The sequence below is a fragment of the Novosphingopyxis sp. YJ-S2-01 genome, from assembly GCF_016093175.1.
Lineage (GTDB): Bacteria > Pseudomonadota > Alphaproteobacteria > Sphingomonadales > Sphingomonadaceae > Novosphingopyxis > Novosphingopyxis iocasae.
This window is the reverse complement of record NZ_JAEDAI010000001.1, coordinates 1,231,604-1,255,945: the sequence shown is the minus strand read 5'-3', so window position 1 is coordinate 1,255,945 and position 24,342 is coordinate 1,231,604. Positions and strand designations below refer to the sequence as shown.

General features: G+C 64.6%; 16 protein-coding genes. 8 read left to right on the top strand and 8 right to left on the bottom strand.

Annotated features, from left to right (window positions below; all coding sequences use genetic code 11):
* Positions 1–105: 105 nt before the first annotated feature.
* The 8 genes from eda to I6A82_RS05980 form a co-directional block, all read right to left on the bottom strand.
* On the bottom strand, positions 106–729 hold the full coding sequence (eda, locus tag I6A82_RS06015; protein WP_198094148.1) for a bifunctional 4-hydroxy-2-oxoglutarate aldolase/2-dehydro-3-deoxy-phosphogluconate aldolase: 624 nt from the start codon (positions 727–729) through the stop codon (positions 106–108).
* Positions 726–1,691 (bottom strand): glucokinase, encoded by a 966-nt coding sequence (gene glk / locus I6A82_RS06010; RefSeq protein ID WP_198094147.1) that lies wholly within the window; start codon positions 1,689–1,691, stop codon positions 726–728. Before glk ends, eda begins: the two co-directional genes overlap by 4 nt.
* A 3-nt stretch (positions 1,692–1,694) precedes the next feature.
* Positions 1,695–3,515 carry a phosphogluconate dehydratase gene (edd, locus tag I6A82_RS06005; protein ID WP_198094146.1) on the bottom strand — a complete coding sequence of 607 codons (1,821 nt, stop codon included), beginning with the start codon at positions 3,513–3,515 and terminating at the stop codon, positions 1,695–1,697.
* 4 nt (positions 3,516–3,519) lie between these two features.
* Entirely contained in the window at positions 3,520–4,215 is a 696-nt protein-coding gene (gene pgl, locus I6A82_RS06000; RefSeq protein ID WP_198094145.1) for a 6-phosphogluconolactonase, read from the bottom strand.
* Positions 4,208–5,665 carry a glucose-6-phosphate dehydrogenase gene (zwf, locus tag I6A82_RS05995; RefSeq protein ID WP_198094144.1) on the bottom strand — a complete coding sequence of 486 codons (1,458 nt, stop codon included), beginning with the start codon at positions 5,663–5,665 and terminating at the stop codon, positions 4,208–4,210. The genes pgl and zwf overlap by 8 nt, the downstream gene beginning before the upstream one ends.
* The gene (locus I6A82_RS05990) at positions 5,662–7,074 is read right to left on the bottom strand and encodes an alpha-amylase family glycosyl hydrolase (protein WP_332310940.1); all 1,413 of its coding nucleotides are present in this window, start codon (positions 7,072–7,074) and stop codon (positions 5,662–5,664) included. Before I6A82_RS05990 ends, zwf begins: the two co-directional genes overlap by 4 nt.
* Positions 7,071–8,630: an MFS transporter gene (locus I6A82_RS05985; protein ID WP_232343322.1), complete on the bottom strand. Its 1,560-nt coding sequence runs from the start codon at positions 8,628–8,630 to the stop codon at positions 7,071–7,073. The genes I6A82_RS05990 and I6A82_RS05985 overlap by 4 nt, the downstream gene beginning before the upstream one ends.
* A gap of 121 nt (positions 8,631–8,751) precedes the next feature.
* Positions 8,752–9,777 (bottom strand): LacI family DNA-binding transcriptional regulator, encoded by a 1,026-nt coding sequence (locus I6A82_RS05980; protein ID WP_332310939.1) that lies wholly within the window; start codon positions 9,775–9,777, stop codon positions 8,752–8,754.
* A gap of 278 nt (positions 9,778–10,055) precedes the next feature.
* Between I6A82_RS05980 and I6A82_RS05975 the strand changes: the two genes are divergently transcribed.
* The 8 genes from I6A82_RS05975 to ilvD all read left to right on the top strand — a co-directional run bounded on the left by I6A82_RS05975 (position 10,056) and on the right by ilvD (position 24,337).
* A complete protein-coding gene (locus tag I6A82_RS05975) occupies positions 10,056–12,815 on the top strand; it encodes a TonB-dependent receptor (protein ID WP_198094142.1) in 2,760 nt (919 codons plus the stop codon).
* 65 nt (positions 12,816–12,880) lie between these two features.
* Complete coding sequence (locus I6A82_RS05970; protein ID WP_198094141.1) at positions 12,881–14,389, top strand: tryptophan halogenase family protein; 1,509 nt, start codon at positions 12,881–12,883, stop codon at positions 14,387–14,389.
* The gene (locus I6A82_RS05965; RefSeq protein ID WP_198094140.1) at positions 14,386–16,212 is read left to right on the top strand and encodes an alpha-amylase family glycosyl hydrolase; all 1,827 of its coding nucleotides are present in this window, start codon (positions 14,386–14,388) and stop codon (positions 16,210–16,212) included. The genes I6A82_RS05970 and I6A82_RS05965 overlap by 4 nt, the downstream gene beginning before the upstream one ends.
* Positions 16,209–17,837 (top strand): alpha-amylase family glycosyl hydrolase, encoded by a 1,629-nt coding sequence (locus I6A82_RS05960; RefSeq protein ID WP_198094139.1) that lies wholly within the window; start codon positions 16,209–16,211, stop codon positions 17,835–17,837. Before I6A82_RS05965 ends, I6A82_RS05960 begins: the two co-directional genes overlap by 4 nt.
* Positions 17,838–17,841: 4 nt before the next feature.
* Positions 17,842–19,869 (top strand): glycoside hydrolase family 97 protein, encoded by a 2,028-nt coding sequence (locus tag I6A82_RS05955; RefSeq protein WP_198094138.1) that lies wholly within the window; start codon positions 17,842–17,844, stop codon positions 19,867–19,869.
* Positions 19,870–19,877: 8 nt separating this feature from the next.
* On the top strand, positions 19,878–21,407 hold the full coding sequence (locus I6A82_RS05950; RefSeq protein WP_332310938.1) for a tryptophan halogenase family protein: 1,530 nt from the start codon (positions 19,878–19,880) through the stop codon (positions 21,405–21,407).
* Positions 21,408–21,468: 61 nt separating this feature from the next.
* Positions 21,469–22,287: a glutamate 5-kinase gene (gene proB, locus I6A82_RS05945; RefSeq protein ID WP_198094137.1), complete on the top strand. Its 819-nt coding sequence runs from the start codon at positions 21,469–21,471 to the stop codon at positions 22,285–22,287.
* A gap of 352 nt (positions 22,288–22,639) precedes the next feature.
* A complete protein-coding gene (ilvD, locus tag I6A82_RS05940) occupies positions 22,640–24,337 on the top strand; it encodes a dihydroxy-acid dehydratase (RefSeq protein WP_198094136.1) in 1,698 nt (565 codons plus the stop codon).
* Positions 24,338–24,342 lie beyond the last annotated feature (5 nt).

Sequence of the window (24,342 nt, the reverse complement as noted above, 5' to 3'; positions counted from 1 at the left end):
TCAAAACAAAAAGACCGCGCATCGCGGCGCGGTCGCATCAAGCGCCGCACATAAGCGAAGTCGGTCCGTCCGTCAACCGCTTCTGCTGCGGCGACGGGGCGAAATTCAGTCCGGCGTCCGCGCCAGCCCGCTGGCGGCCTCCGCGCGGGAGCGAATCGCGTCATAGTCGGTCTCGCCTTTGGGCACCAGCCAGCTTCCGCCCACACAAAGAACAGGATCGAGCGCCAGCCAGTCCGGCGCGCTCGATTCGGTGATGCCCCCGGTGGGGCAGAACTGGATGCCGCCGAACGGACCGGCCAGCGCCTTCAGCGCGGAGATGCCGCCCGAAGCCTCGGCCGGGAAGAATTTGAAGTGCTTGAGGCCATGGTCGAGGCCGCGCATGATATCGCCCGAATTGGCGATGCCCGGCAGGAACGGGATCTGTTCGTGGCGCGCCGCGTCGGCCAGCTTGTCGGTCAATCCCGGCGAGACGATGAACTCCGCCCCTGCCGCGATCGAGCGTTCCAGCGCGCGCGCATCCAGCACGGTACCGGCGCCGACGATCGCGCCGTCCACCTGCTTCATCTCGGAAATAGCGTTCAGCGCCGCTTCGGTACGCAGCGTCACTTCGAGCACGCGAAGCCCCCCTGCGACCAACGCCTCGGCGATCGGCTTGGCGGTGGCCACGTCATCGATCACCAGAACGGGGATCACGGGCGCGGTGCGCATGATGGTTTCGATCGGCGTCATGCAATATCCTTGGCGAAAGCGGCAGCGGCCCCGAACAGTCCGGGCTCGGGATGGGTGATGAGCTTGACGGGCTGGCGCTCCATCAAAGACTGGAAGCGTCCCTTGGCCGCGAATCGCTCGGCAAAGCCGGAACGCGGCAGAAAATCGGCAAGGCGCGCGCCGAGGCCGCCCGCCAGGACGACCGGGCCGGGCCCATGGGTCAGCGCGATATCGCCGACCACCGCGCCCAGGCACAGGCAGAAGCGATCGAGCGCCGCCTCGGCAATGCTGTCGCGCCCTTCCAGCGCAATGCTCCAGAGCGTCTTGTCGTCGCCCTTGGGCACATCGCTGCCTTCAAGTTCAGCCAGCACGTCCCAGATGGCGCGCAGCCCGCCGCCCGCGACGACGCGCTCCACCGATACGCGGTTGTGCTTCTTGCGCAGATGCGTGAGCACGCGCTCCTCGACCTCGTCCAGCGGTGCGAAATCGCTGTGCCCCCCCTCGGTCGGCAGCACATGCACCCTGCCCTTTTCGCGGTAGAGCAGTGCGACGCCAAGACCAGTGCCGGGGCCCACGACGGAAATCACGCCCTCTTGCGGAAGCGGACCTTCCGGCCCTGTGATATGCATCAACTGATCGTCATCGACCGCGGCAACGGCATGGGCCACCGCCTCGAAATCATTGACCAGCACCCGGTGCTCCAGCTTCAGCCGCTCGTTCATCAGCGCCGGGCGCACGATCCAGGGATTGTTGGTGAACTTGATCGCATCGCTGCGAATCGGCGCCGCGATCGCGATGGCACCATAAGGCGGCAGCGGCTCGTCCAGCGTCTCGCCATAGGCTTCCCAGGCAATCTGCAGGCTGGCATGGTCCGCCGCGCGCATCTTGGTGGCCTCGCCCAGCGAGACGACCTTGCCGCCCTCCACTTCAGCGATGGCGAAGCGGGCATGGGTGCCGCCGATGTCTGCGGTAACGATCTTCATGCCTTACAGCCCCGCTTCAGCCAGCATGGCGGAGCCGCCAAGCTCCGCCTCGTCCGCATGGGCGCGCATCAGGCCGAACAACTCGCGGCCAAGCCCGAGATTGCCGAGATGCGCGGGCGCGTTCTCGCGCGCGTCCCATTCGGCGGCCTCCACCTTCGCCTCGACCACGCCCTCGCGCGCGCAGACGCGTACGATGTCGCCGTCGCGCAGCTTGCCGATCGGCCCGCCGCCGAGTGCTTCTGGAGACAGATGGATCGCCGCTGGCACCTTGCCGCTGGCGCCGGACATTCGCCCGTCGGTGAGAAGGGCCACACGGAAACCGCGGTCCTGCAGCACGCCGAGCGGCGGAGTGAGCTTGTGCAACTCCGGCATGCCGTTGGCCTTGGGGCCCTGATGGCGTACCACGACGATTACGTCCTTATTCAGCTCGCCCGCTTCGAATGCGGCGCGCACCTGATCCTGCTCCTCGAAAATCCGGCACGGCGCTTCGATGGTCCAGCGGTCCTCGTCCACCGCGCTGGTCTTCATGATGCAGCGGCCCAGATTGCCTTCGAGGAGGGCGAGACCGCCGGTTGCCTGAAACGGCGCATCGACGGGGCGCAGCATCGTATCGTCGGCGCTTGTCTCCGGCGCAGGGCGCCATTCCAGCGTCTCGTCGGCCAGAAACGGCTCATCGCCATAAGCGGTGAGGTCCGAATGCCAGACGGTCATGATGTCGGGATGCAGGAAGCCGCCGCCGATCAGCTCGCGAATGACATAGCCCATGCCGCCCGCCGCCTGGAAATGGTTCACGTCGCCCGAGCCATTGGGATAGATGCGGCTAAGCAGCGGCACGACATCGGCCAGATCGCTGAAATCCTGCCAGTCGACACTGATGCCCGCGGCGCGCGCAAAGGCGGGAATGTGGATGGTGTGGTTGGTCGATCCGCCGGTGGCCAGCAGACCGACGATGGCGTTCACGATCGCCTTTTCATCGACCACGCGGCCCACCGGCCGATAATCCTCGCCGTCCGCACCGATTTCGGTGACGCGGTGCACGGCGGCGCGGGTCAGCTCCTGCCGGATCTTGGTGCCCGGATTGGGGAAGGCGGCGCCCGGCACGTGCAGGCCCATCACTTCCATCATCATCTGATTGGAATTGGCGGTGCCGTAGAAGGTGCAGGTGCCCATGCCGTGATAGCTGGCGCTTTCGGCCTCCAGCAGTTCCTTGCGGCCCACCTTGCCTTCCGCATAAAGCTGGCGGACGCGCTGCTTTTCCTTGTTGGCGAGACCGGACGGCATCGGCCCGGCAGGCACGAAGATCGTCGGCAGATGGCCGAAGCGCAGCGCAGCGATCAGGAGGCCCGGCACGATCTTGTCGCAGATGCCGAGCATCAGCGTGCCTTCATACATGGCATGGCTGAGGCCTACGGCGCTGGCCATCGCAATGGTGTCGCGGCTGAACAGGGATAGCTCCATGCCGTCCTGCCCCTGCGTCACGCCGTCGCACATCGCGGGTACGCCGCCCGCAACCTGCGCCGTCGCGCCCTTTTCGCGCGCGAACACCTTCATCTGTTCGGGGTAGCGATAATAAGGCGCGTGGGCCGACAGCATGTCGTTATAGGCCGTGACGATCGCCAGATTGGGCGCACGCTCCTGCCGGATTGTCGCCTTGTCCTCACCGCTGGCGGCAAAGGCATGGGCCAGATTGCCGCAGCTCAGGACGGAGCGGCGGGTGCCCTCCTCGCGCTGGCGGTCGATCAGATCGAGATAGCGGGCACGGCCTTCGCGCGACTTTTCGATCACGCGTTCGGTGACTTCGGCAACTTTGGGGTGAAGGCTCATGGAGTTACGGTCCTTCGTAGACGATGAGGTTCTTTTTCAGCTGCGCGATGAACCGCGCGATCGGCAGGCCGGAGGCCTCGCCCTGTTCCACGGCCTGGTCGAGCGTGGCGCTCTTCTCCTTGCCGGAAATGACCATGATGATCGAATTGGCGTTGGAAATGCACGGCACCGAAAGGCTGATCCGCGCGACCGGTGCTTCGGGCGGCAGCGGATCGGGACGCACGCGCACCGCCTTGGCCTGCGCCGGAGGGGCGAACGCGGTGTCGTAATCCGGACCCGGGAACACGCTGGCGAAATGACCGTCCGTGCCCATACCGAGCCAGATAAGGTCGAGCGGGAAGTTCAGCTTGTCGGCGATGCCGCGCGCCTCGACCGCGGCCTGCGCCTCGTTCCCGGCGGTCTCGAACAGCGGCGTAATCGTTGCGCCGGTATCGCCGAAGGTGCGGCGCAGCGCGGCGATGTTCGAAAGCTCGCTGTCTTCGTCCACGATGCGGTCGTCCGCGGGGATGATCGACACCTTGCTCCAGCCGACATTGGTGCGAGAGAGCTTCTCGTAAATCGGAAACGGGCTCGATCCGCCGGACAGCGCGATCAGCGCCTGGCCCCGCTCAAGCAGCGCGTCGCGAATCGTCTTGGTGACGTCCGCGGCGACCTTGTCGCGCAGTTCCTCGATGGTGCCGAAGCGCCTGCGATCAATCATGCCAGCTCACTCCGTCGCGTTCCGTCAAGGCAATGGCGGAGCTTGGGCCCCATCCACCGCTATTATAAGGTTTGGGCGTCTTGCCGCTGGTCTTCCAGCTGTCGCGGATCGCATCGATCCACTTCCACTGCGCTTCCACCTCGTCGCGGCGCACGAACAGCGTCTGATCGCCTTCGACCAGATCGAGCAAGAGCCGCTCGTAAGCGATGCGGCGGCGCGTGCCGGCAAAGGCCTGGCTGAGCGACAGGTCCAGCGGCACTTCGCGCAGCACGATCTTGTCCCGGTCCAGCCCCGGCTCCTTGGCCATCACCAGCAGGCGGACATATTCCTCCGGCTGAAGGCGGATGATCAGCGTGTTGGCCTCCAGCCGCCCGTCCCGCGCGCCGAAGATATTGTGCGGCACGGGCTTGAACTGCACCACGATCTCGCTGCGCCGATCGGCCATGCGCTTGCCGGTACGCAGGTAGAAGGGCACGCCCTGCCAGCGCCAGTTATCGATATGAGCTTTCAACGCAACGAAGGTTTCGGTGTCCGACGGCTCGCCCAGATCCTTTTCGTAACTGCCGACCGCTTCGCCCTTCACCGCGCCGTCATTATACTGGCCGGTCACGCTGTCGCCTTCCGGCACGGGCCGCAGCGCGCGCAGCACCTTCACCTTTTCGTCGCGGATCGCGGTGGCGTCGAAATCCACCGGCGGCTCCATCGCGGTGAGCGCGAGCAGCTGGAGCATATGGTTCTGCACCATATCGCGCAGCGCCCCGGTGCCGTCATAGAAGTCCGCGCGCCCTTCCAGACCCACCGTCTCGGTCACCGTGATCTGCACATGATCGATATTGTTCGAATTCCAGACCGGCTCGAACAGCATATTGGCAAAGCGCAGCGCCATCAGGTTCTGCACCGTCTCCTTGCCCAGATAATGGTCGATCCGGAACGTCCGCGACTCCGGGAAGACCGCGGCGACGGCGTCGTTGATCTGCGCGGAGCTTTCGAAATCGGTGCCGAGCGGCTTTTCCAGGCCGATGCGGACATTGTCGCCCGCGAGGCCGGCCGATTCGAGCCCCTTGATGGTCGGTTCGAACAGAAACGGCGCGGTCGACAGGAAGATGGCGAGGCCGCAGCTGATGTCCCCCACCTTCTTCGCCAGATCGTCGAACCCCTCGATCGTCGAGGCGTCGAGCGGCTGGTAATAAAGCCGGTCGAGGAAGCTGGAGATCGCGCCTTCGTCCTTGCGGTCCTTCGGCAAAAACTCGTCCAGCGCCTCACGCGCCATGTAGCGGAAACCGTCGTCGGTCAGTTCGCTGCGGGCGGTACCGAAAATCTTGAGGTTCGGTGCAATCAGCTCATCCGCATGCAGCGCGTAGAGCGAGGGCAGCAGCATGCGTTTGGCAAGATCGCCCGTGGCACCGAAGAGGATAAGGTTCTGGCAGCGCTGGACCGCGTCCGAATTCATGGCGTTGCGAATAGCTGATACTCCCAGGGAGCGAGGGACATGTGGGTGCCGGCGTCGAAGGTCACGCTCTTGCCGGTCTTAAAGCTTCGATAGCGACCATGTTCCAGTTCGGTAGGAAAATCCACCTCGACGGGCTTGTCGGAGAGATTGAATATACCCAGCACCGTTTCATCCTCGTTACGGCGAACCCAGCTGAGCACCTGCTGCGGCGCGGTATTTTCCACCTTGATCATGCGCGCGCCCCACTGGCCATTGTGCAGCACCTTATGGGCATCGCGAAAGGCGATGAGGCGGGTGAACAGATCGCCCAGATCGCAATCCTTGGCCTGACTCCAGTCGATCGGATCTTTTTCGAAAAATTCCAGGCGCTTGGCGTTGCAGGCTTCCTGGCCGTTGTAGATCATCGGCATGCCCTCGCCGGTGAAGCTCAGCGCGATCATCGCAGGCAGCGCGGGGCCGAAATTCTCGTACTGCGTGCCTTCCCAGGCATTGCTGTCATGATTGGCGATGTAGACCAGCCGCATCGCCTCGTCCGGCCAAGCGCTCACATTCTCGCTATAATAGCCATAGAAGGCGGTGGCATCGGCCTTGCCTTGCGCCACTTCCTTGGCCGTCTTGTGCCATTCCCAAGCGTACACTGCGTCGAATGCCTTGCGGGTAAGCTCGGACGATTTCCACTCGGCCAGCATGAAGACAGGCCGGATCGCCTCCAGATCGGCGCGCACGCCCTCCCAGAAGTCGATGGGGACATAGCCCGCCACATCGGCGCGATAGCCGTCGATCCCGAATTCGCGCACCCAATAGGCCATCGCCTCCGTCATCGCCTTGCGCACGCCGGGCTGATCGTAATCGAGGTCGATGATGTCGGACCAGTCCCACCAGGGTGTCGGGTGGAAATCGCCCTTCCAGTCCCGCTCATACCATTCGGGATGCTGCGTCACCCAGGGATGGTCCCAGGCAGTGTGGTTGGCCACCCAATCGAGGATCACATGAAAACCTTGCGCATGCGCGGCATCGACAAATGCCTTGAGGTCCGCCTCGGTGCCGAATTCCGGGTTCACCGCGATATAGTCCTTCACCGAATAGGGACTGCCGAGCGTGCCCTTGCGGTTCTTTTCCCCGATCGGCTGGATCGGCATCAGCCACAGGATATCGACGCCCAGCTTCTTCAGGCGCGGCAGCTCCTTGATCGCGGCGCGGAAGGTGCCTTCCTTCGTGAACTGGCGGGTGTTGATCTGATACAGCACCGCCTCCTCGGTCCAGGGCGCGTGCTTCAGCGTGACATAGGGCTCGGGCGCATAATCGGCGAGCGTGCGCTGATCGAGCGGCGGGCGCGTGTCCTGCGCCGCGGCGGGGGCGGCGATAGCGGCGGCCAGGGCCGCGATCGTGCTGAGGGTCACATGCTTCACAGGGCTACTCCTTCGGTTCGGGCGGCTTTGCCGACGCGCGGCACGCGCAACATTGCGAGCGCGGCCGCGGCCATGACGACGGCGGCAAACGCCATCGTCCAGATCGGTTCGCTGGGGAAAAAGGCCTTCAGCACCGTGCCCATCACCGTGGCGACGATGAGCTGCGGCACCACGATGAATATGTTGAACAAGCCCATATAAATGCCGAGCTTGCGGCTCGGCAGGCTGGAGGCGAGGATCGCATAAGGCATGGCCAGGATCGATGCCCAGGCTATGCCAACCAGCACTTCCGATGCGATCAGCCATTGCGGATCGCGGATCACGAGGAAACTCGCATAGCCCAGTGCGCCTGCCAGCAGGCAGACCATATGCGTGCGCACGCGCCCGATCGCCGCGGCCATGCGCGGCAGCACGAATAGCGCGAAGACGGCGGCGACGCCGTTATAGACCGCGAACAGGATGCCGACCCAGTTGCCCGCGTCGTTATACGCCGCCGAAGCGGTGTCGGTGACGCCATAGGCATATTGCGCCACCACCGGGGTGGTATAGATCCACATGATGAACAGCGCGGACCAGCTGAAGAACTGAGCGAGCGCGAGCTTCTTCATCACGTCCGGCATGCCGGAAAAATCGCCGACGATATGGCCGAGCAGATTGGCCTCTCGCCCCTTGCGCGCCATGGAAATCGCCGCGATCGAGGCGAGACCATAGGCAGCTAACAGACCGGCAAGAAGGTAAAGCTCCTTCTCCAGATCGAACTCGGCGACCACGGCGGCGATGATCGCGCCCGCGCCGATCCACAGGAAAGACGAGGTAAAGGTACGCGCCGCCAGCGCCCGCACGGGGGACGGCATCTCCTCCTCCGCCGCTGCGTCTTCGAAGGCGCGCATCTCTTCGGGACTGTATTCCTTCGTAGTGACGATGGTCCACAGCACCGCGATCAGCAGCGCCGCGCCGCCGAACCAGAAGCTGAAGCGCACCGTGTCAGGCACACCGCCCGCCGCCGCCTCATTGGCCACGCCGAGATGCGCGAGGATGTAAGGGAAGACGGAGCCGACCACCGCGCCCGCACCTATAAAGGCGGTCTGTACCGCATAACCTGCCGTGTGCTGATCCTTCCCCAGCATGTCGCCGACGAAAGCGCGGAAGGGCTCCATCGAGATGTTGAGCGAGGCGTCCAGGATCCACAGCATCATCGCCGCAAACCAAAGCGCCGGGCTATTCGGCATCACGAACAAGGCGATCGCGGCCAGCACGGCACCGGCCAGGAAATAAGGGCGGCGGCGGCCGAGGCGGCTCCAGGTGCGGTCCGAATAATGGCCGATGATCGGCTGCACCAGCAGGCCCGTCAGCGGCGCGGCCACCCAGAGCGCGGGCAGATTGTCGAGCGATTCCCCCAGCGATTGAAAGATGCGGCTCATATTCGCGTTCTGCAGCGCGAAACCGATCTGAATGCCGAAAAATCCGAAGCTGATGTTCCACAGCCCGGCAAAGCCCTGACGCGGCTTCACCGTCGCCTGGCCAGCTTCACCGGCACGTTCGATTGCCTCTTCCAAATGCCCTCTCCACGGCTTTTTATGCCTTGGACAGTGGCCGAGCCCGCTCCCCTGCGCAATTGCAAGGGCCCCCAGGGCGTCATGTATTCGTATGTGATCGGCGCGCGGACAGCGCCGCCGCTTAGCTGCTTTCGCGCAGGATCAGCTCGACCGGCAGCAGTTCGGGAGCAACGGTCTGGTTCTCGATCCGCGCGATCAGCGTGTCGACCAGCGCCTCGCCCGCCGCCCGCGCATTCTGCTGCACGGTAGTGAGCGGCGGGCTGGTTTGCGCGGCCGCCGGGATGTTGTCGAACCCGGTCACCGCCACATCGCCCGGCACGTCACGCCCGCGATCTTTCAGCGCCTGCACCGCGCCCAGCGCAATCAGATCGGACGCGCAAACCAGCGCATCAAACGCCGCCCCGCTTTCCAGCAACTGCTCCACCGCAGCCGCGCCCGCGCTTTCCAGCGTCAGCGCATCGACCTGCAGATCGCGGTCGAACTTGATCCCCGCCTCGGCCAGCGCATCGCAATAGCCGCGATAGCGTGCGCGAAATTCGGGATAGCCCTCGTCGCACCGGCCGATGAAGGCGATCCGCCGCCGCCCCTGCTTCAAGAGATGCTCGGTCGCCATGCGGCCACCTGCCCGGTTATCGCAACCGATCGTCAGGCCGCTGTCATCCGCCTCCGGCGCGCCCCAGCGCACGAAATGGGTACCCTGCTCGTTCAGCGCGCGCAGCCGCGGGCGATAATCGGCATAATCGCCATAGCCGAGCAGGATGATTCCGTCAGCCTTCCGGCTGTCCTCATAATCGGTATGCCAATCGCTCGACAGCTGCTGGAAGCTGATGAGCAGATCGAACCCTGCCTGTGCGCTGCGGCGGGTGATCGATCCCAGCATGGACAGGAAGAACGGATTGATCAGCGTGTCGTCCGCCGTCGGGTCCTCGAAGAACAGCAGCGCGATCGTGTTGGCTCGCTGCAGCCGCAGCGAGGAGGCGTGCTTATCGACCGAATAGTTGAGCTCGCGCGCGATCTTCTCGATCCGCTCACGCGTTTCCGCGCTGACCGCGCTCGATCCGCGTAAGGCCCGCGAAACGGTGGGCTGGGACACCCCCGCCCGCTCGGCGATATCAAAAGAGGTGACCCGCTGCGTCCCGCTTTTCACCGGCATCCTCCACCCGCGCGGCCTCTGCGTGCCGCCTGAGCGATCTTGGTACGCCCCGCCACATAATTTGCAATTCGTCGACGCCCAAATGCCGCGCTTTTTCGCGCTATGTGACATTTATGCGTATACGTATGCCATCTAGCGCGCCCGGGTTCGGCGCGTCATGCCCCCGCACAATGTGAAAGTACTCCGCTCAACGCCCAGCTGTCGGCTGAAACGGTGCGGAGACATATTCCTGGAGGGGAAGTCTGATGAAGTGCTCTAATCGTGGCGCCGAGATGCGTCGTATTTTCGTTCGCAGCTGCAGCCTGATCGCACTTGGTGCGGGTGCCTTCGGCGCGGCGCCGCTGCTTGCGCAAACCCTGCCCGGTGATCCGGTCAACACGACCGAGGAAGAGATCGAGAACGCCGAAAGCGTTCCTACCGAAGTCCCGCAGGACGACGGCGTCATCTCGCCCATCGTGGTCCAGGGCTTCCGGGCTGCACTCGAAACCTCCGTCGCCGAAAAGCGCAATAGCGAGCTGATCCTGGAGTCGGTGACGGCGGAAGATATCGGCAAACTGCCGGACAACTCGATCGGCGAATCCATCGCCCGCCTGCCTGGTGTGACTTCGCAGCGCCTCAACGGCCGCGCGAACGTCATCTCCATCCGCGGCCTCGGCCCGGATTTCTCGCAAACCCTCCTCAACGGGCGCGAGCAGACCTCCACCGGCGACGCCCGCGCCGTCGAGTTCGATCAGTATCCTGCCGAAGTCGTAAATCAGGTCGTAGTCTACAAGACGCCCAGCGCGTCGCTGGTCGGTCAGGGCCTCGTCGGCACCATCGACGTACGCACCATCCGGCCGCTGGAGGCCAAAGAGCGCGTCTTCGCGATCGGTGCACGCGGCAGCTATGCCGACATCGGCGCGCTCAACTCCGGTTCGAAGGACACGGGCTACCGCGTCAACGCCACTTATGTGGATCAGTTCGCAGACGATAGCCTGGGCCTCGCGCTGTCGGCATCCTATGTCGATGAACCCTATCAGCTGCAGGAATATAACGCCTGGGGTTATGCCGACCAGAATGGCGACGCTCTGCTCGGCGGCGCCAAGCCCTATGTCACCTCCACAAACCTGAAGCGCTTCGGCGCGACCGGCACGGTGCAGTATCGCCCTGCCGATGAGTGGATGGTCACCCTCGATGCGTTCTATTCGAATTTCGACGACGACCAGATCAAGCGCGGCATCGAGCTTCCGCTGGGCTTTGGCGGCGGTAACGGCGTCAGCTTCGTTCCGAACAGCGGGACGGTGACAGACGGAACCTATACATCCGGCACGTTCCAGAATGTGCGCGGAGTGATCCGCAACGATGTCTTCAATCGTGAGGCAGATCTCTACTCCGGCGGCTTGAACGTCAGTTATGAGGGCGACGACGGCTGGAACTTCTTCGCCGATTTCGGCTACTCGCGCACCGACCGACGTGAGCTGAGTATCGAAAGCTATTCCGGCACGGGTTACGGCCCCACCGGCGGCGCGGCCGATACGATCGGCTTTACGCTGGATGAAACCGGCGCTTTCTTCTCTCCCACGCTGAACTATTCCGATCCGAACCAGATTGTGCTCACCGACCCGCTCGGCTGGGGCGGCAGCACCGTACAGGGCGGCTATTTCAACGACCGGATCGTCAAGGACGAATTGAAGCAGTATCGGGTCGAGGTCTCCAAGGAGATCGAGGACAGCTTCATCAGCGCGGTGACTTTCGGCCTGAACTACACCGATCGCGACAAGAGCCTGACGCCGGACGAGTTCCTCATCACCTTCGGCGGCGCGCAGAGCGCTCCGCTGCCGACGAACCTGCTGCAAGACCCGACCGATCTTGCTTATCTAGGCTTGGGCCCGATCGTCAGTTACGATCCGCGCGATCTGATCGATGCAGGCACCTATACACTGGTGCGCAACCCGTCCAATGATGTGCCCGCCAAGGCATATCGCATCGCCGAAGACCTGATGACAATGTATCTTCAGGGCAATATCGAGCAGAATTTCGGCGGCGCGACCCTGACCGGCAATTTCGGCGTTCAGGCGATCAATACCGTACAGAAATCGAGCGGTCTTGCCTTCCCTGGCGGACAGCGAGTCGCAGTATCGGCAGGCGCATCCTATTGGGACGTGCTGCCGAGCGTGAACCTGTCGATGCGCTTCGACAGCGGTTTCGTGATCCGTGCAGCTGCAGCGCGTGAGATCATGCGCCCGCGCCTCGACGATCTGCGCGTTGCGATCAGCTACGGCATCGACAACACCAATGCCGCGCTCAGCCCGACGGGCCAGATCCCGTTCCTGAACGGCGGTGGCGGAAACCCGGAACTGCGACCTTACCGCGCGAACGCGGTGGACCTCAATTTCGAGAAATATTTCGGCACCAGCGGCGTGATCGCACTGCAGCTGTTCTATAAGGACGTAAAGAGCTTCATCGATACGGCTCCCTTCACATTTGATTATAGCGGCTTCCCGCTTCCGGCAGGTCCTTTGCCGGCGACACGGATCGGCCTTCTCAATGCGCCGACCAACACCGGCGGCGGCAATCTCTACGGTGCCGAGCTTTCGGCCACGGTACCTTTCAACATCGCCACCGAAGCGCTCGACGGTTTCGGTGTTACCGGCGGCGTAGGATACACCAAGACCGAGATCGAGAACGCGCAAGGCACTGTCACCCAGATCCCGGGTTATTCGGAATGGGTCGCCAATGGTACGCTGTACTTCGAGAAATACGGGTTCAATGCGCGCGGCAGCGTTCGGTACCGTTCCGAATTCCTCGGTGATTTCACCGGCTTTGGCGGCTCTCCCACACGTCGCATCGCGCTGGGCGAGACCATCATCGATGCCCAGATCGGCTATGATTTCGATGGCGGCACGCTGGATGGCCTCTCAGTCTATCTCCAGGGCCAGAACCTGACGGACACCCCGTTCCGCTCCGTAACCTCAAGCGAGAACCCGCTGCAGGTGCTGGATTATCAGCTGTACGGCCGCCGGTTCCTGGCAGGCTTCACCTATCGCTTCTAATCTCTCCCATCGGGCGCCGCCGCTCCAGCCGGAGCAGGCGGCGCCTCGATCAAAGGGGATAGAGAATGCGTGAACGCCTAGAAAAACTGGTCATCGCCGGAGGCGGCACCGCCGGGTGGATTGCGGCGGCGGCTCTCGCGCGCTTTGCGCCGCCGGGATCGCGGATCGAACTGGTCGAGAGCGAGGCGATCGGCACCGTCGGCGTGGGCGAAGCGACGATCCCGCAGATCCATCTGTTCAACGGTGCGCTCGGCATCGACGAGGCGGAGTTCCTGCGCGAGACCAAGGGCAGCTTCAAGCTCGGCATCGAATTCGACGGCTGGCTGCGCGAGGGCGAAAGCTATATGCACGCCTTCGGCAATATCGGCCGGGGCGTGGGCCTCCTGCCATTCCAGCATTACTGGCTGCGCGCGAAAAAGCTCGGCATCGCCAAGCCGCTGCAGCGCTATTCGCTCAATGAACTGGCGGCGCGCACCATGCGGATGCAGCGCGGCCGCCCGGCACCCAACCTGCCGGAAATGCCCTATGCCTATCATTTCGATGCCGGCCTCTACGCCGCCTTCCTGCGCCGCTTTGCCGAGGCGCGCGGCGTGGTGCGGCATGAAGGCCGGATTGCATCGGTAGAGCGCGACGGCGAAAGCGGCGCGATCAGCGCGCTGGCGCTGGAGGACGACCGCCGAATCGAGGGCGATTTCTTCATAGACTGCACCGGCTTTCGCGCGCTGTTGATCGGCGAGGCGCTGGGCAGCCCGTTCGAGGACTGGAAGCACCATCTGCCGTGCGACCGGGCGGTGGCCGTGCCCTGCGCCAATGGCGGCGAGTTCACGCCCTATACCCGTTCGATCGCGCGCAAGGCGGGCTGGCAGTGGCGCATACCGCTGCAGCATCGCATCGGCAACGGCATGGTCTACAGCTCTGACCATCTCAGCGACGACGAGGCCGCCGAAACGCTGCTCGCCAACCTGGACGGCACGCCGCAGGGCGATCCGCGCCCGATCCGCTTCCGCACCGGCATGCGGCGCGAACAATGGTCGCACAATTGCCTGGCGATCGGGCTGGCGGCGGGGTTCATGGAGCCGCTGGAATCAACCAGCATCCACCTGATCCAGAGCGCCATCAGCCGCTTCCTCTCGGTCATGCCAAACGGCGCGCCCGATCCGGCGATCGTCGATTGGTTCAACGCGCAGGCCGCATTCGAATGGACGCGCATCCGCGATTTTCTGGTGCTGCATTATGTCGCGAACGAGCGGCGGGGCGAGCCCTTCTGGGATGCGGTGCGCGCGCAGAAACTGCCCGAAACGCTCGCCGCGAAGATCGACCAGTGGAAGGCCACCGGCTTCATCCACCGCGAGCATGAGGAGCTGTTTACCGAAGTGGGCTGGTTCCAGGTCTTCGCCGGACAAGGCGTGGAGGCGCGCAGCTACAACCCCGTCGCCGATGCGCTGCCCGAAAAGGATTTGCGCGCGCTGCTTGGTGAGACCGAAGCGGCGCTGGTCGAACAGGTCAGGCCGATGGACCACCATATCGATTTTCTCGCGCGCATGATCCGCGCCGGACAGGGAACACCGTCATGAAATACACCCTCCCCCTCCTCGCCGCGCTGGCGCTGACGGCGCCTGCCGCGGCGCAGGACCCGGCCCCCGATGTGCTGGAAGCGTTGCGCGAGCGGCCGCCGGAGGACGAGATCGTTTATTTCGTGCTGCCCGACCGGTTCGAAAATGGCGACCGCACGAACGATCGCGGCGGCCTGAAGGGCGATCGGCTGACGACGGGCTTCGATCCCGCCGCCAAGGGCTTCTTCCACGGCGGCGACCTGAAGGGCCTGACCGAGCGGCTGGATTATCTGCGAGGCCTCGGCATCACCGCGATCTGGTTCTCGCCGATCTTCCAGAACAAGCCGGTGCAGGGGCCGCAGGGTCAGGAAAGCGCGGGCTATCACGGCTACTGGATCACCGACTTTACCCGGCCGGACCGGCATTTCGGCAGCCCGCAGGAGTTCAAGACGTTCGTCGACGCCGCCCATGCGCGGGGGATGAAGGTCTATATGGATATCATCACCAATCACACGGCCGACGTGATCAAATATCGCGAGACGAGCCCGGAAGGCTATCCCTACCGATCGCGTGCGGACTATCCCTATTCCACCAAAGGCAAGCCCGACGGCGCGCGGATCAACGAAGGGTTCGCAGGCGATCAGGTGATGACGGCGGAGAATTTCGCGAAGCTCACCGATCCCGATTATGCCTACACGCCCTATGTTCCGGCGGGCGAGCGGGACGCAAAGGTGCCCGCCTGGCTGAACGACCCGATCTATTATCACAATCGCGGCGATTCGACCTTCACCGGCGAGGACAGCCGTTTCGGCGACTTCTCCGGGCTCGACGATCTGTTCACCGAGCATCCGCGCGTGCTGATGGGCATGATCGATATCTATGCCGACTGGATCGACCGCACCGGCATCGACGGTTTCCGTATCGACACCGCGCGCCATGTGAACCCGGAATTCTGGCAGGCCTTCGTCCCCGCCATGCTTTCGACGGCAAAAGCGCGCGGCATCCCCAATTTCCACATCTTCGGGGAGGTCTACCGCGAGACGCCCGATAACGGCTATATCGCGCAATATACGCGGCGCGATCATCTGCCCGCCGTGCTCGATTTCGCCTTCCAGGCCGCGGTGCGCGATCTGCTGGGCCGGGCCAAGGGCACCAACGTCCTGTCCGAAACCTTTGACGGCGATGTGCTGTACGACGGCGGCGAAGCGACGGCGCGCACCTTGCCCACCTTCCTCGGCAATCACGACATGGGCCGCTTTTCCACGCTGCTGAAGCAGGACATGCCGGATATTTCGCAGGACGAGCTGCTCGCCCGCGTGAAGCTCGGCCATGCCATGCTGATGACGCTGCGCGGCTCGCCGGTGATCTATTATGGCGACGAACAAGGCTTCGTCGGCGATGGCAACGACCAGCTCGCGCGCGAGGACATGTTCGCTTCCCAAACGGACGTCTATAACGACAACGACCTGATCGGCACCGACGCCACCACCGCGGCCGAGAATTTCGATACCGGCCATCCGCTCTACCGGCTGATTTCCTCGCTCGCCGCGATCCGCAAGGCGAACCCGGCGCTGAGCGAAGGCCGCCAGATCGTGCGCGGCTATGAGCAGGAGCCGGGGCTGTTCGCCGTTTCCCGCTTCGATCCGGAGACGAACGCGGAATATCTCATCGCCTTCAACACCAGCGACCAGCCAATCACGCGCAACATCGTCGTCGAGACAGGCACCACCAGCTTCATGCCGCTGGCCGGGACCTGTCCCGCCGCGCCGACCGCGCCGGGAAGCGTCGCCATCGAACTGCCCGCCTTCGGCTATGCCATCTGCAAGGGAATGCCCACGAAATGAGTATCGCCGCGAGCCTGAAGCAGCAGCCGCAGAACGAGACCGAGCGCGCCGACTGGTGGCGCGGCGCGGTGATATACCAGATCTATCCGCGCAGCTTTGCCGATTCCAACGGGGATGGCATCGGTGATCTCAACGGCATCACCCGCCATCTGGACCATGTCGCCGATCTGGCCGCGGACGCGATCTGGGTTTCGCCCTTCTTCACATCGCCGATGCGCGATTTCGGCTATGACATCTCCGATTTCCGCGGCGTCGATCCGATCTTCGGCACGATTGCCGATTTCGATGCGCTGGTGGAGCGCGCCCATGCGCTGGGCCTGAAGCTCATGATCGATCAGGTCTGGTCGCACTCGTCCAACCAGCATCCCTGGTTCGAGGAAAGCCGACAGAGCCGCGATAATGCCCGCGCCGACTGGTATGTCTGGCACGATCCCAAGCCCGACGGCAGCCCGCCGAACAACTGGCAGTCCGTCTTCGGCGGCCCGGCCTGGACCTGGGACGCGCGGCGCGGGCAATATTATCTGCACAATTTTCTGGCCGAACAGCCCGACCTGAACCTGCACAATCCGGACGTGCAGGCGGCCATTCTCGATGTCGCGCGATTCTGGTTCGCGCGCGGCGTCGACGGCTTCCGCATCGATGCGCTGAACTACACGATGCACGATCTGGAACTGCGCGACAATCCGCCGATGCCGGAAGACGGCAAGCCGCGCACCCGGCCCTACGACTTCCAGCTGAAGCAGTTCAATCAGGGCCATGAAGGCATCGCCCGCTTTCTAGAGCGGGTGCGCGGCGTGGCGGACGAATTCGGCGCCACCTTCACCCTGGCCGAAGTCGGCGGCGATTTCGCCGAGACGCAGATGAAGGAGTTCACCGCGGACGATAAGCGCCTTAACAGCGCCTATGGCTTCGATTTCCTCTACGCCGACAAGCTGACGCCGCAGACCGTGTGCAAGGCACTGGCCGGTTGGCCGGGCGGAGACGGCGAAGGCTGGCCAAGCTGGGCGTTCGAAAACCACGATGCCCCGCGCGCCGTTTCCCGCTGGGCCGATCCCGAGCATCGCGAGGCGTTCCTGCGCATGAAGGCGATGCTGCTGCTGTCCTTGCGCGGCAATTCCATCCTGTTTCAGGGCGAGGAACTGGGCCTGACGCAGGTCGATATCCCGTTCGACAAGCTGCAGGATCCGGAAGCCATCGCCAACTGGCCGCTCACCCTCTCGCGCGACGGGGTGCGCACGCCGATGCCTTGGCAGGCGACGCATGAAGGCCTGGGCTTTTCCACCGGCGAGCCGTGGCTCCCCACCGGCCCGGACCATGCCGCCCTCGCCGTAGACCGGCAGGCGGGCGATCCGGAGTCGATCCTCAATTGGACGAAGCGCATGATCGCCTTGCGCAAGGCCCAGCCGGCGCTGCGCGAAGGCACGCTGCACGATTGCCGCGCCGACGGATCGGTGCTGACCTTCGAGCGCCGCCAGGACGGCCAGCGCCTGCTGTGCCTCTTCAACCTCGCCGCCGAACGGGCCGCCTTCGCCCTGCCGGACGGCGCGCGCATCATCGCCGCAACCGGCACCCACGAACCGAACCTTGCCCCCTACGCCGCCCTTATCGCCCAGTTGGAGAGCTGACCCCATGCGCACCCTCGCCCCCCTCGCCCCGATCATCGCAATCGCCCTCGCCAGCCCCGCGCTCGCCGAAGAGGTGGCGACCGCCAGCTCGCCCGACGGCCACATCACCGTCAGCATCGACCGCGATGGCGAAGGGCATTTCAGCTACGCCATCGCCAAGGACGGCGTGCGCCTGGTCGATTATTCGCGCCTCGGCTTCCTGATGGACAACGCCCCGCCGCTCTCCCGCTTTCTGGAGCTGGAAGAGGTTTCCACGGACAACGCGGACACAAGCTGGGAGCAGCCCTGGGGCGAAAACCGCATGGTGCGCGATCGCCACAATGAGCTCAGCCTGAAGCTGCACGATACAGACTATCAGGACCGCCGCGTCACCGTGCGCTTCCGCCTGTTCGACGACGGCGTGGGCTTCCGCTATGAATTCCCCGATGCCGGCACCACCGCCATTGCGGAGGAACTGACCGAGTTCAACATCGCCGAGCCGGGCACCGCCTGGTGGATCCCGGGCGGCGACTGGAACCGCTACGAATATCTGTACAGCGAAACGCCGATCGAGGGCGTGGGCACCGCGCACACGCCGATCACCTTCAAGCTGGAAGACGGCACGCACCTCGCCTTTCATGAGGCCGCGCTGGTGGACTATGCCGGCATGTGGCTCCGCCGCATGGACGGCCGCCGTTTCCGCGCAGAGCTTTCGCCCGGCAGCGGCCAGGCGAAGGTCGTACGCGAGGGCGCCTTCACCACGCCCTGGCGCACCATCCGCATTTCGGACGACGCGGCGGGCCTGTACGACAACAATATCGACCTCAATTTGAACGAGCCCAATAAGCTGGGCGATGTCAGCTGGGTGAAGCCCTATAAATATGTCGGCATCTGGTGGGCGATGCACCTCAATGACTGGACCTGGAACAGCGGCCCGAACCACGGTGCGACGACGAGCCATGCCAAGGATTATATCGATTTCGCCGCCGCCAACGGCTTTCGCGGCGTCCTGATCGAAGGCTGGAACAAGGGCTGGGACGGCAACTGGTTCGGCAACGGATCGGACTTCAGCTTCACGCAAGCCTATCCCGATTTCGATATCGAGGAAGTCACCCGCTACGGCCTGAAAAAGGGCGTGCACCTTGTCGGCCATCATGAGACCGGCGGCAATATCGCCAATTATGAGCCGCATCTGGAAGACGCGATGGCGCTGTACGAGCGTCTGGGCGTCGATAGCGTGAAGACCGGCTATGTCGCCGATGCAGGCGGCGTGAAGCTGCTGCCGACCGCCGGCAATCCCGTCCGCTATGGCTGGCATGACGGGCAGGAAATGGCGCGCCACCATCTGAAGGTGGTCGAAACCGCTGCAAAGCATCACATCGCGGTGAACCCGCATGAGCCGATCAAGGACACCGGCCTTCGCCGCACTTATCCCAACTGGGTGAGCCGCGAGGGCGCGCGCGGTATGGAATATCAGGCCTGGGGCGTGCCGGGGAATATCCCGAGCCATGTGCCCAGCCTGATCTTCACCCGCATGCTGTCCGGCCCGATGGATTACACGCCCGGCGTCCTCTCCCTGAAGGGCCGCGACGGCCGCGATCTGCCGAGCACCATTGCGCGCCAACTCGCCCTTTACGTCACGCTCTATTCGCCGATCCAGATGGCTGCAGACCTGCCGGAGAATTACGCGAAATATCCGCGCGAATTCGCCTTCATCAAGCAGGTGCCGACCGACTGGGAGGAAACGCACACGCTGATGGGCGAAGTGGCGGATTATGCCGTGATGGCGCGCAAGGAACGCGGCGGCACGGACTGGTATCTAGGCGGCGTGACCGATGAGGAAGCACGCGACGTGGCCGTGCCGCTCGACTTCCTCGATGCGGGCAAGACCTACACCGCCACCATCTACCGCGACGGCGCGGACGCCGATTACCGCACCGACAAGCGCCACAGCATCGCCATCGAAACGAAGACGGTGAAGCGCGGCGATACGCTGGACCTAAGGATGGCCCCTGGCGGCGGCTTCGCAGTACGCCTGGCACCGGCGAAGTAAGCGCTGCCGTGGCCGCCCCGCATCGCATCGTCATCCTGGGCGGCGGCAGCGCGGGGTGGATGACGGCGTGCCTGATGGCGGCGCGCTGGCTGAGCAAGGATGCGGCGCAGCCCGTCTCGATCACGCTGGTGGAAAGTCCGGCCATCGGCATCATCGGCGTGGGCGAAGGGTCCACGCCGCAGCTCAAGGCATTATTCGATCGGCTCGGCATCACGGAGGCGGAGTGGATGCCCGCCTGCGATGCCACCTACAAGCTGGGCATCCGCTTCACCGGCTGGTCCGAGCGGGCGGGCTATGACAGCTATTTCCACCCCTTCCCTTCTGCGATCGACCTGCACACGGAGGGCGCGTTCGCCCATGCCTGCCGCCTGAAGCGCGGCGGCATCGAAGCGCCCGCGCATCCCGATCACTGGTTCCTGCCGACGAAGCTGGCCGATGCGAAATTGGGGCCGCATCCCGACGAGTGCTTCCCGTTCGAACCGAGCTACGGCTATCATTTCGACGCGCACAAATTGGGCGCGTTCCTGGGCGATCATGCGCGCGGGCGCGGCGTTACCCATGTCGAAGCGCGCATCGCCGATGTGGAGCGCGCGGCCAGTGGCGCTATCGCCGCCTTGCTGTGCGAGGACGGGCGGCGGATCGAGGGCGATCTGTTCGTCGATAGTTCGGGTTTTGCCGCGCTGCTGGCCGAACGGACGCTGGGCGCGCGTTTCCTGCCGTTCGCGCAGAATCTGTTCAACGACCGCGCGGTCGTGATGCCGACGCCCGCCGCCGAAGCCCCGCCCATCGCGACGCAGGCGACGGCGCTCAGCGCCGGATGGGCCTGGTCCATCCCGCTCACCGCGCGCACCGGCAATGGCTATGTCTATTCCAGCCGGCATCTGTCCGACGACGCGGCGGAGACCGAGCTGCGCCGCCATCTCGGCATGCTGGACGATCCCGCTGAGGCGCGCTTCCTGAAAATGAAGGTGGGGCGACTGGAGGACAGCTGGACCGCCAATTGCCTCGCCGTCGGCCTGGCGCAGGGGTTCATCGAACCGCTCGAGGCGACCGCGCTGCACATCGTCATCGCCACGGTGGAAGAGTTCATCAGCGCCTATGAAGCGGGCGGTTTTGCTGCGCAGCATCGCGCACAATTCAACGCGCGCATCGCGCGCCGCTACGAGGGCATTCGCGACTATATCGTCGCGCATTACCGGCTCAATCGCCGCAGCGGGGATTACTGGCGCGAGGCCGCCGGGCTCGATCATCTCTCGGACGATCTCAAGGCGATGATGACCGCCTGGTTCACCGGGCAGGATATGGACGAGACGATCGCCCGGCTCGACATTGCGGGCTTCTACGCCAGCGCGAGCTGGCACTGCATTTTCGCCGGTTACGGCACCTTTCCGGACGACGCCAAGCTGCGCGCGCCCGCCACACCGCAAGAGCAAATCGACGCCGCGAAAGCGACCGATTTCCACGCCCGCTGCGCGCTCAATTTTGCCCCGCATGCCGAGCAGCTAGCGGCCTGGAGGGTGCCCCCCGCCCCGCTTTAAGGCTTTGTCTTGCAGGCCGAAGCGGATAGCAGAGCGTCCCGACGCATCCGGGAGCCCCGCAATGACCGACGAGAGACAGACCGCCGCCGCGCTGATCGAGCAGAGCCGCACCGTCGTCGTGAAGGTGGGCAGCTCGCTCCTGTTCGACCGCGAACGCGCCCGGCCGCGCATTGCCTGGCTGCATGCGCTGGCCGAAGATCTCGCGGCGCTACGTGAATCCGGCAAGCGCGTGGTCGTGGTGACCAGCGGCGCGATGGCGTTCGGTTGGCAGCGCCTCGGCCTTACCCGCTCCGACGTCGTGACCGAGCGGCAGGCGGCGGCGGCGGCGGGCCAGACGCTTTTGATGGGCGCTTGGGACGCGGCGCTCGGCCCGCACGACATCGTCGCCGCGCAGCTGCTCCTGTCTGCGGGCGATATCGAGGCGGAGCGTCGCGGCGCCAATGCCCGCGCCGCGCTGGAGACGCTGCTCGCGCAAGGCGCGGTGCCGGTGATCAACGAGAATGATTCGGTTGCCACCGAAGAATTGCGCTTCGGCGACAATGACCGGCTTTCGGCCAGCGTCGCCCAGCTGGCGGGCGCGGACCTTCTGATCCTGCTGTCCGATGTCGAAGGGCTGTTCGCCGCCGATCCCTCCGCCGATCCGGATGCCGAGCATCTGCCCTGGCTTGCCGCAATCACGCCGGAGATCGAGGCGATGGCGGGCGTCAGCCGCTCCGGCCTCGGCACCGGCGGCATGGCGACCAAGATCGCCGCGGCGCGCTTTGCCGCGGAAAATGCCTGCGCCACCATCATCGCCAGCGGCCAGGCCGCGCACCCGATCGAGCGGCTGAAAGGCGGCGCGCGGGCGACGCTTGTGGGCGTCAAAACGACCGACAAATAATGTTGCGCCGCAGCGCACTAATCGAAAACGATCAAAAAAATCGCTCTTTGCGCAACATTTGGTCTTGTTTGTATCCTGCGATGATATAGGAAGCCTCCAAGCGGCGCTTATGCCGCGTGGAAGGAAACGTACTCGCATGACGGCCACCGCCGCCATTTTCGAAGACAAAACGGGCCCCGGCTTTGCCGGCGTCCTTCTTCCGCTCGTAGTACTTCTTATTCCCGAACAGGAGGGGCGCCCCTGAGCTGAACCACAGGCTCACCGGACCGCACAGCGCCCCGCTCCCGAACAGGAAGCGGGGTTTTTTATTGGGCCATCCGGACGATCCGAAACAGCTTCAGGCCGATCGATCATGACCGACACCAGTACCAAACGCTCCGACGCGATCACCAAGGGCGCGGCCAAGGCCCCCGCCCGTGCCATGCTGCGCGGCGCAGGCTTCACCGATGATGACATGCGCCAGCCGATGGTCGCTCTGATCAACAGCTGGACCAGCGTTTCCCCGTGCAACATGCATCTCCAGATGCTGGCCGAGCCGCTGCGCAAGGGCCTGCGCGACGGCGGCTGCACGCCGGTGGATTTCAACACCATCGCCGTCACCGACGGCATCGCCATGGGCGGCGAAGGCATGCGCGCCTCGCTGATCAGCCGCGAAGTGATTGCCGATTCGATCGAGCTGGCGGTGAAGGGTCACAGCCTGGACGCCGCCGTCATCATCGTCGGCTGCGACAAGACCATTCCCGCCGCGGCGATGGCGCTGGCCCGGCTCGATATCCCAGGCCTCATCTTCTACGGCGGCACCATCATGCCCGGCAATCTGAAGGGCAAGGACCTGTCCATTCAGGACGTGTTCGAAGCGGTCGGCGCGCATGCCAAGGGCGATATGTCCGATGCGGAGCTGGACGAGGTCGAGCGCGCGGCCTGCCCCGGCGCGGGCGCGTGCGGCGGCCAGTTTACCGCCAACACCATGGCGATGGCGATGGCGTTTCTGGGGCTTTCCCCGATGGGTTCGGGCGATCCGCCCGCGATCAGCAAGGATAAGGGGCTGGAGGCGCAGCGCTGCGGCCGCCTGGCCGCGCAGATGGCGCATGACAAGATCAGCGCGCGCAGCTTCATCACGGAAGCGTCCTTACGCAACGCGGCCACCGCCGTCGTCGCCTCGGGCGGTTCCACCAACGCGGTGCTGCATCTGCCCGCCATCGCCGCGGAAGCGGGCGTGCCCTTCTCGATCGAGACGTTCGACGAGCTGACGCGCACCGTCCCCGTCATCACCGATCTGAAGCCCGGCGGGCGCTATCTGGCGCGCGACCTGTACGAGGCGGGCGGCGTCCGGCTGGTCGGCAAGCGCCTGGCCGATGCCGGCCTGCTGCACGACGGCGCGACCGCCAGCGGCCGCACGCTGTTCGAGGAACTGAACGAGGCCGAGGAAACCGAAGGCCAGCTGGTCGTCCGCACCGTCGAAAGCCCGGTCAAAAAATTCGGCGGTTTGCGCATCCTCTATGGCGATCTGGCGCCCGAAGGCTCCGTCCTGAAAACCGCTGCCGAAGGCGCGCTGAATTTCTCCGGCCCCGCCAAGGTGTTCGACGGCGAGGAAGCGGCCTTCGCCGCCGTCTCCAACCGCGAGATCGAAGCCGGCGACGTCGTCGTCATCCGCCATGAAGGCCCCAAAGGCGGCCCGGGCATGCGCGAGATGCTGGCGACCACCGCCGCGCTGGCGGGCCAGGGCCTGGCAGGCGATGTCGCGCTGATCACCGACGGGCGCTTTTCCGGCGCCAGCCACGGCTTCGTCATCGGCCATGTCTCGCCCGAAGCCGCGCGCGGCGGGCCGATCGGGCTGATCCAGAACGGCGACACCATCACCATCGACGCCGAAGCGCGCCGGATCGACGTCGATTGCGATTTTGAGGCACGCCGCGCGGCGCACACGCCCAAAGCGCCCAACAAGATGGGCGGCGTGTTCGACAAATATGCGCGGCTCGTTTCCTCCGCCGCGATCGGCGCGGTCACGATCGAGACCGACGCCCCCTCACCCTCTCCGAAAAATTCATAAGGAAA

What these genes read in the sequence shown, in the direction of transcription:
- I6A82_RS05965 (WP_198094140.1), top strand. Translation starts at nt 14,386, where the DNA reads ATGAAATACACCCTCCCCCTCCTCGCCGCGCTGGCGCTGACGGCGCCT.
- I6A82_RS05955 (WP_198094138.1), top strand. Translation starts at nt 17,842, where the DNA reads ATGCGCACCCTCGCCCCCCTCGCCCCGATCATCGCAATCGCCCTCGCC.
- I6A82_RS05970 (WP_198094141.1), top strand. Translation starts at nt 12,881, where the DNA reads ATGCGTGAACGCCTAGAAAAACTGGTCATCGCCGGAGGCGGCACCGCC.
- I6A82_RS05975 (WP_198094142.1), top strand. Translation starts at nt 10,056, where the DNA reads ATGCGTCGTATTTTCGTTCGCAGCTGCAGCCTGATCGCACTTGGTGCG.
- glk (WP_198094147.1), bottom strand. Translation starts at nt 1,691, where the DNA reads ATGAAGATCGTTACCGCAGACATCGGCGGCACCCATGCCCGCTTCGCC.
- I6A82_RS05960 (WP_198094139.1), top strand. Translation starts at nt 16,209, where the DNA reads ATGAGTATCGCCGCGAGCCTGAAGCAGCAGCCGCAGAACGAGACCGAG.
- eda (WP_198094148.1), bottom strand. Translation starts at nt 729, where the DNA reads ATGACGCCGATCGAAACCATCATGCGCACCGCGCCCGTGATCCCCGTT.
- proB (WP_198094137.1), top strand. Translation starts at nt 21,469, where the DNA reads ATGACCGACGAGAGACAGACCGCCGCCGCGCTGATCGAGCAGAGCCGC.
- edd (WP_198094146.1), bottom strand. Translation starts at nt 3,515, where the DNA reads ATGAGCCTTCACCCCAAAGTTGCCGAAGTCACCGAACGCGTGATCGAA.
- zwf (WP_198094144.1), bottom strand. Translation starts at nt 5,665, where the DNA reads ATGAATTCGGACGCGGTCCAGCGCTGCCAGAACCTTATCCTCTTCGGT.
- ilvD (WP_198094136.1), top strand. Translation starts at nt 22,640, where the DNA reads ATGACCGACACCAGTACCAAACGCTCCGACGCGATCACCAAGGGCGCG.
- pgl (WP_198094145.1), bottom strand. Translation starts at nt 4,215, where the DNA reads ATGATTGATCGCAGGCGCTTCGGCACCATCGAGGAACTGCGCGACAAG.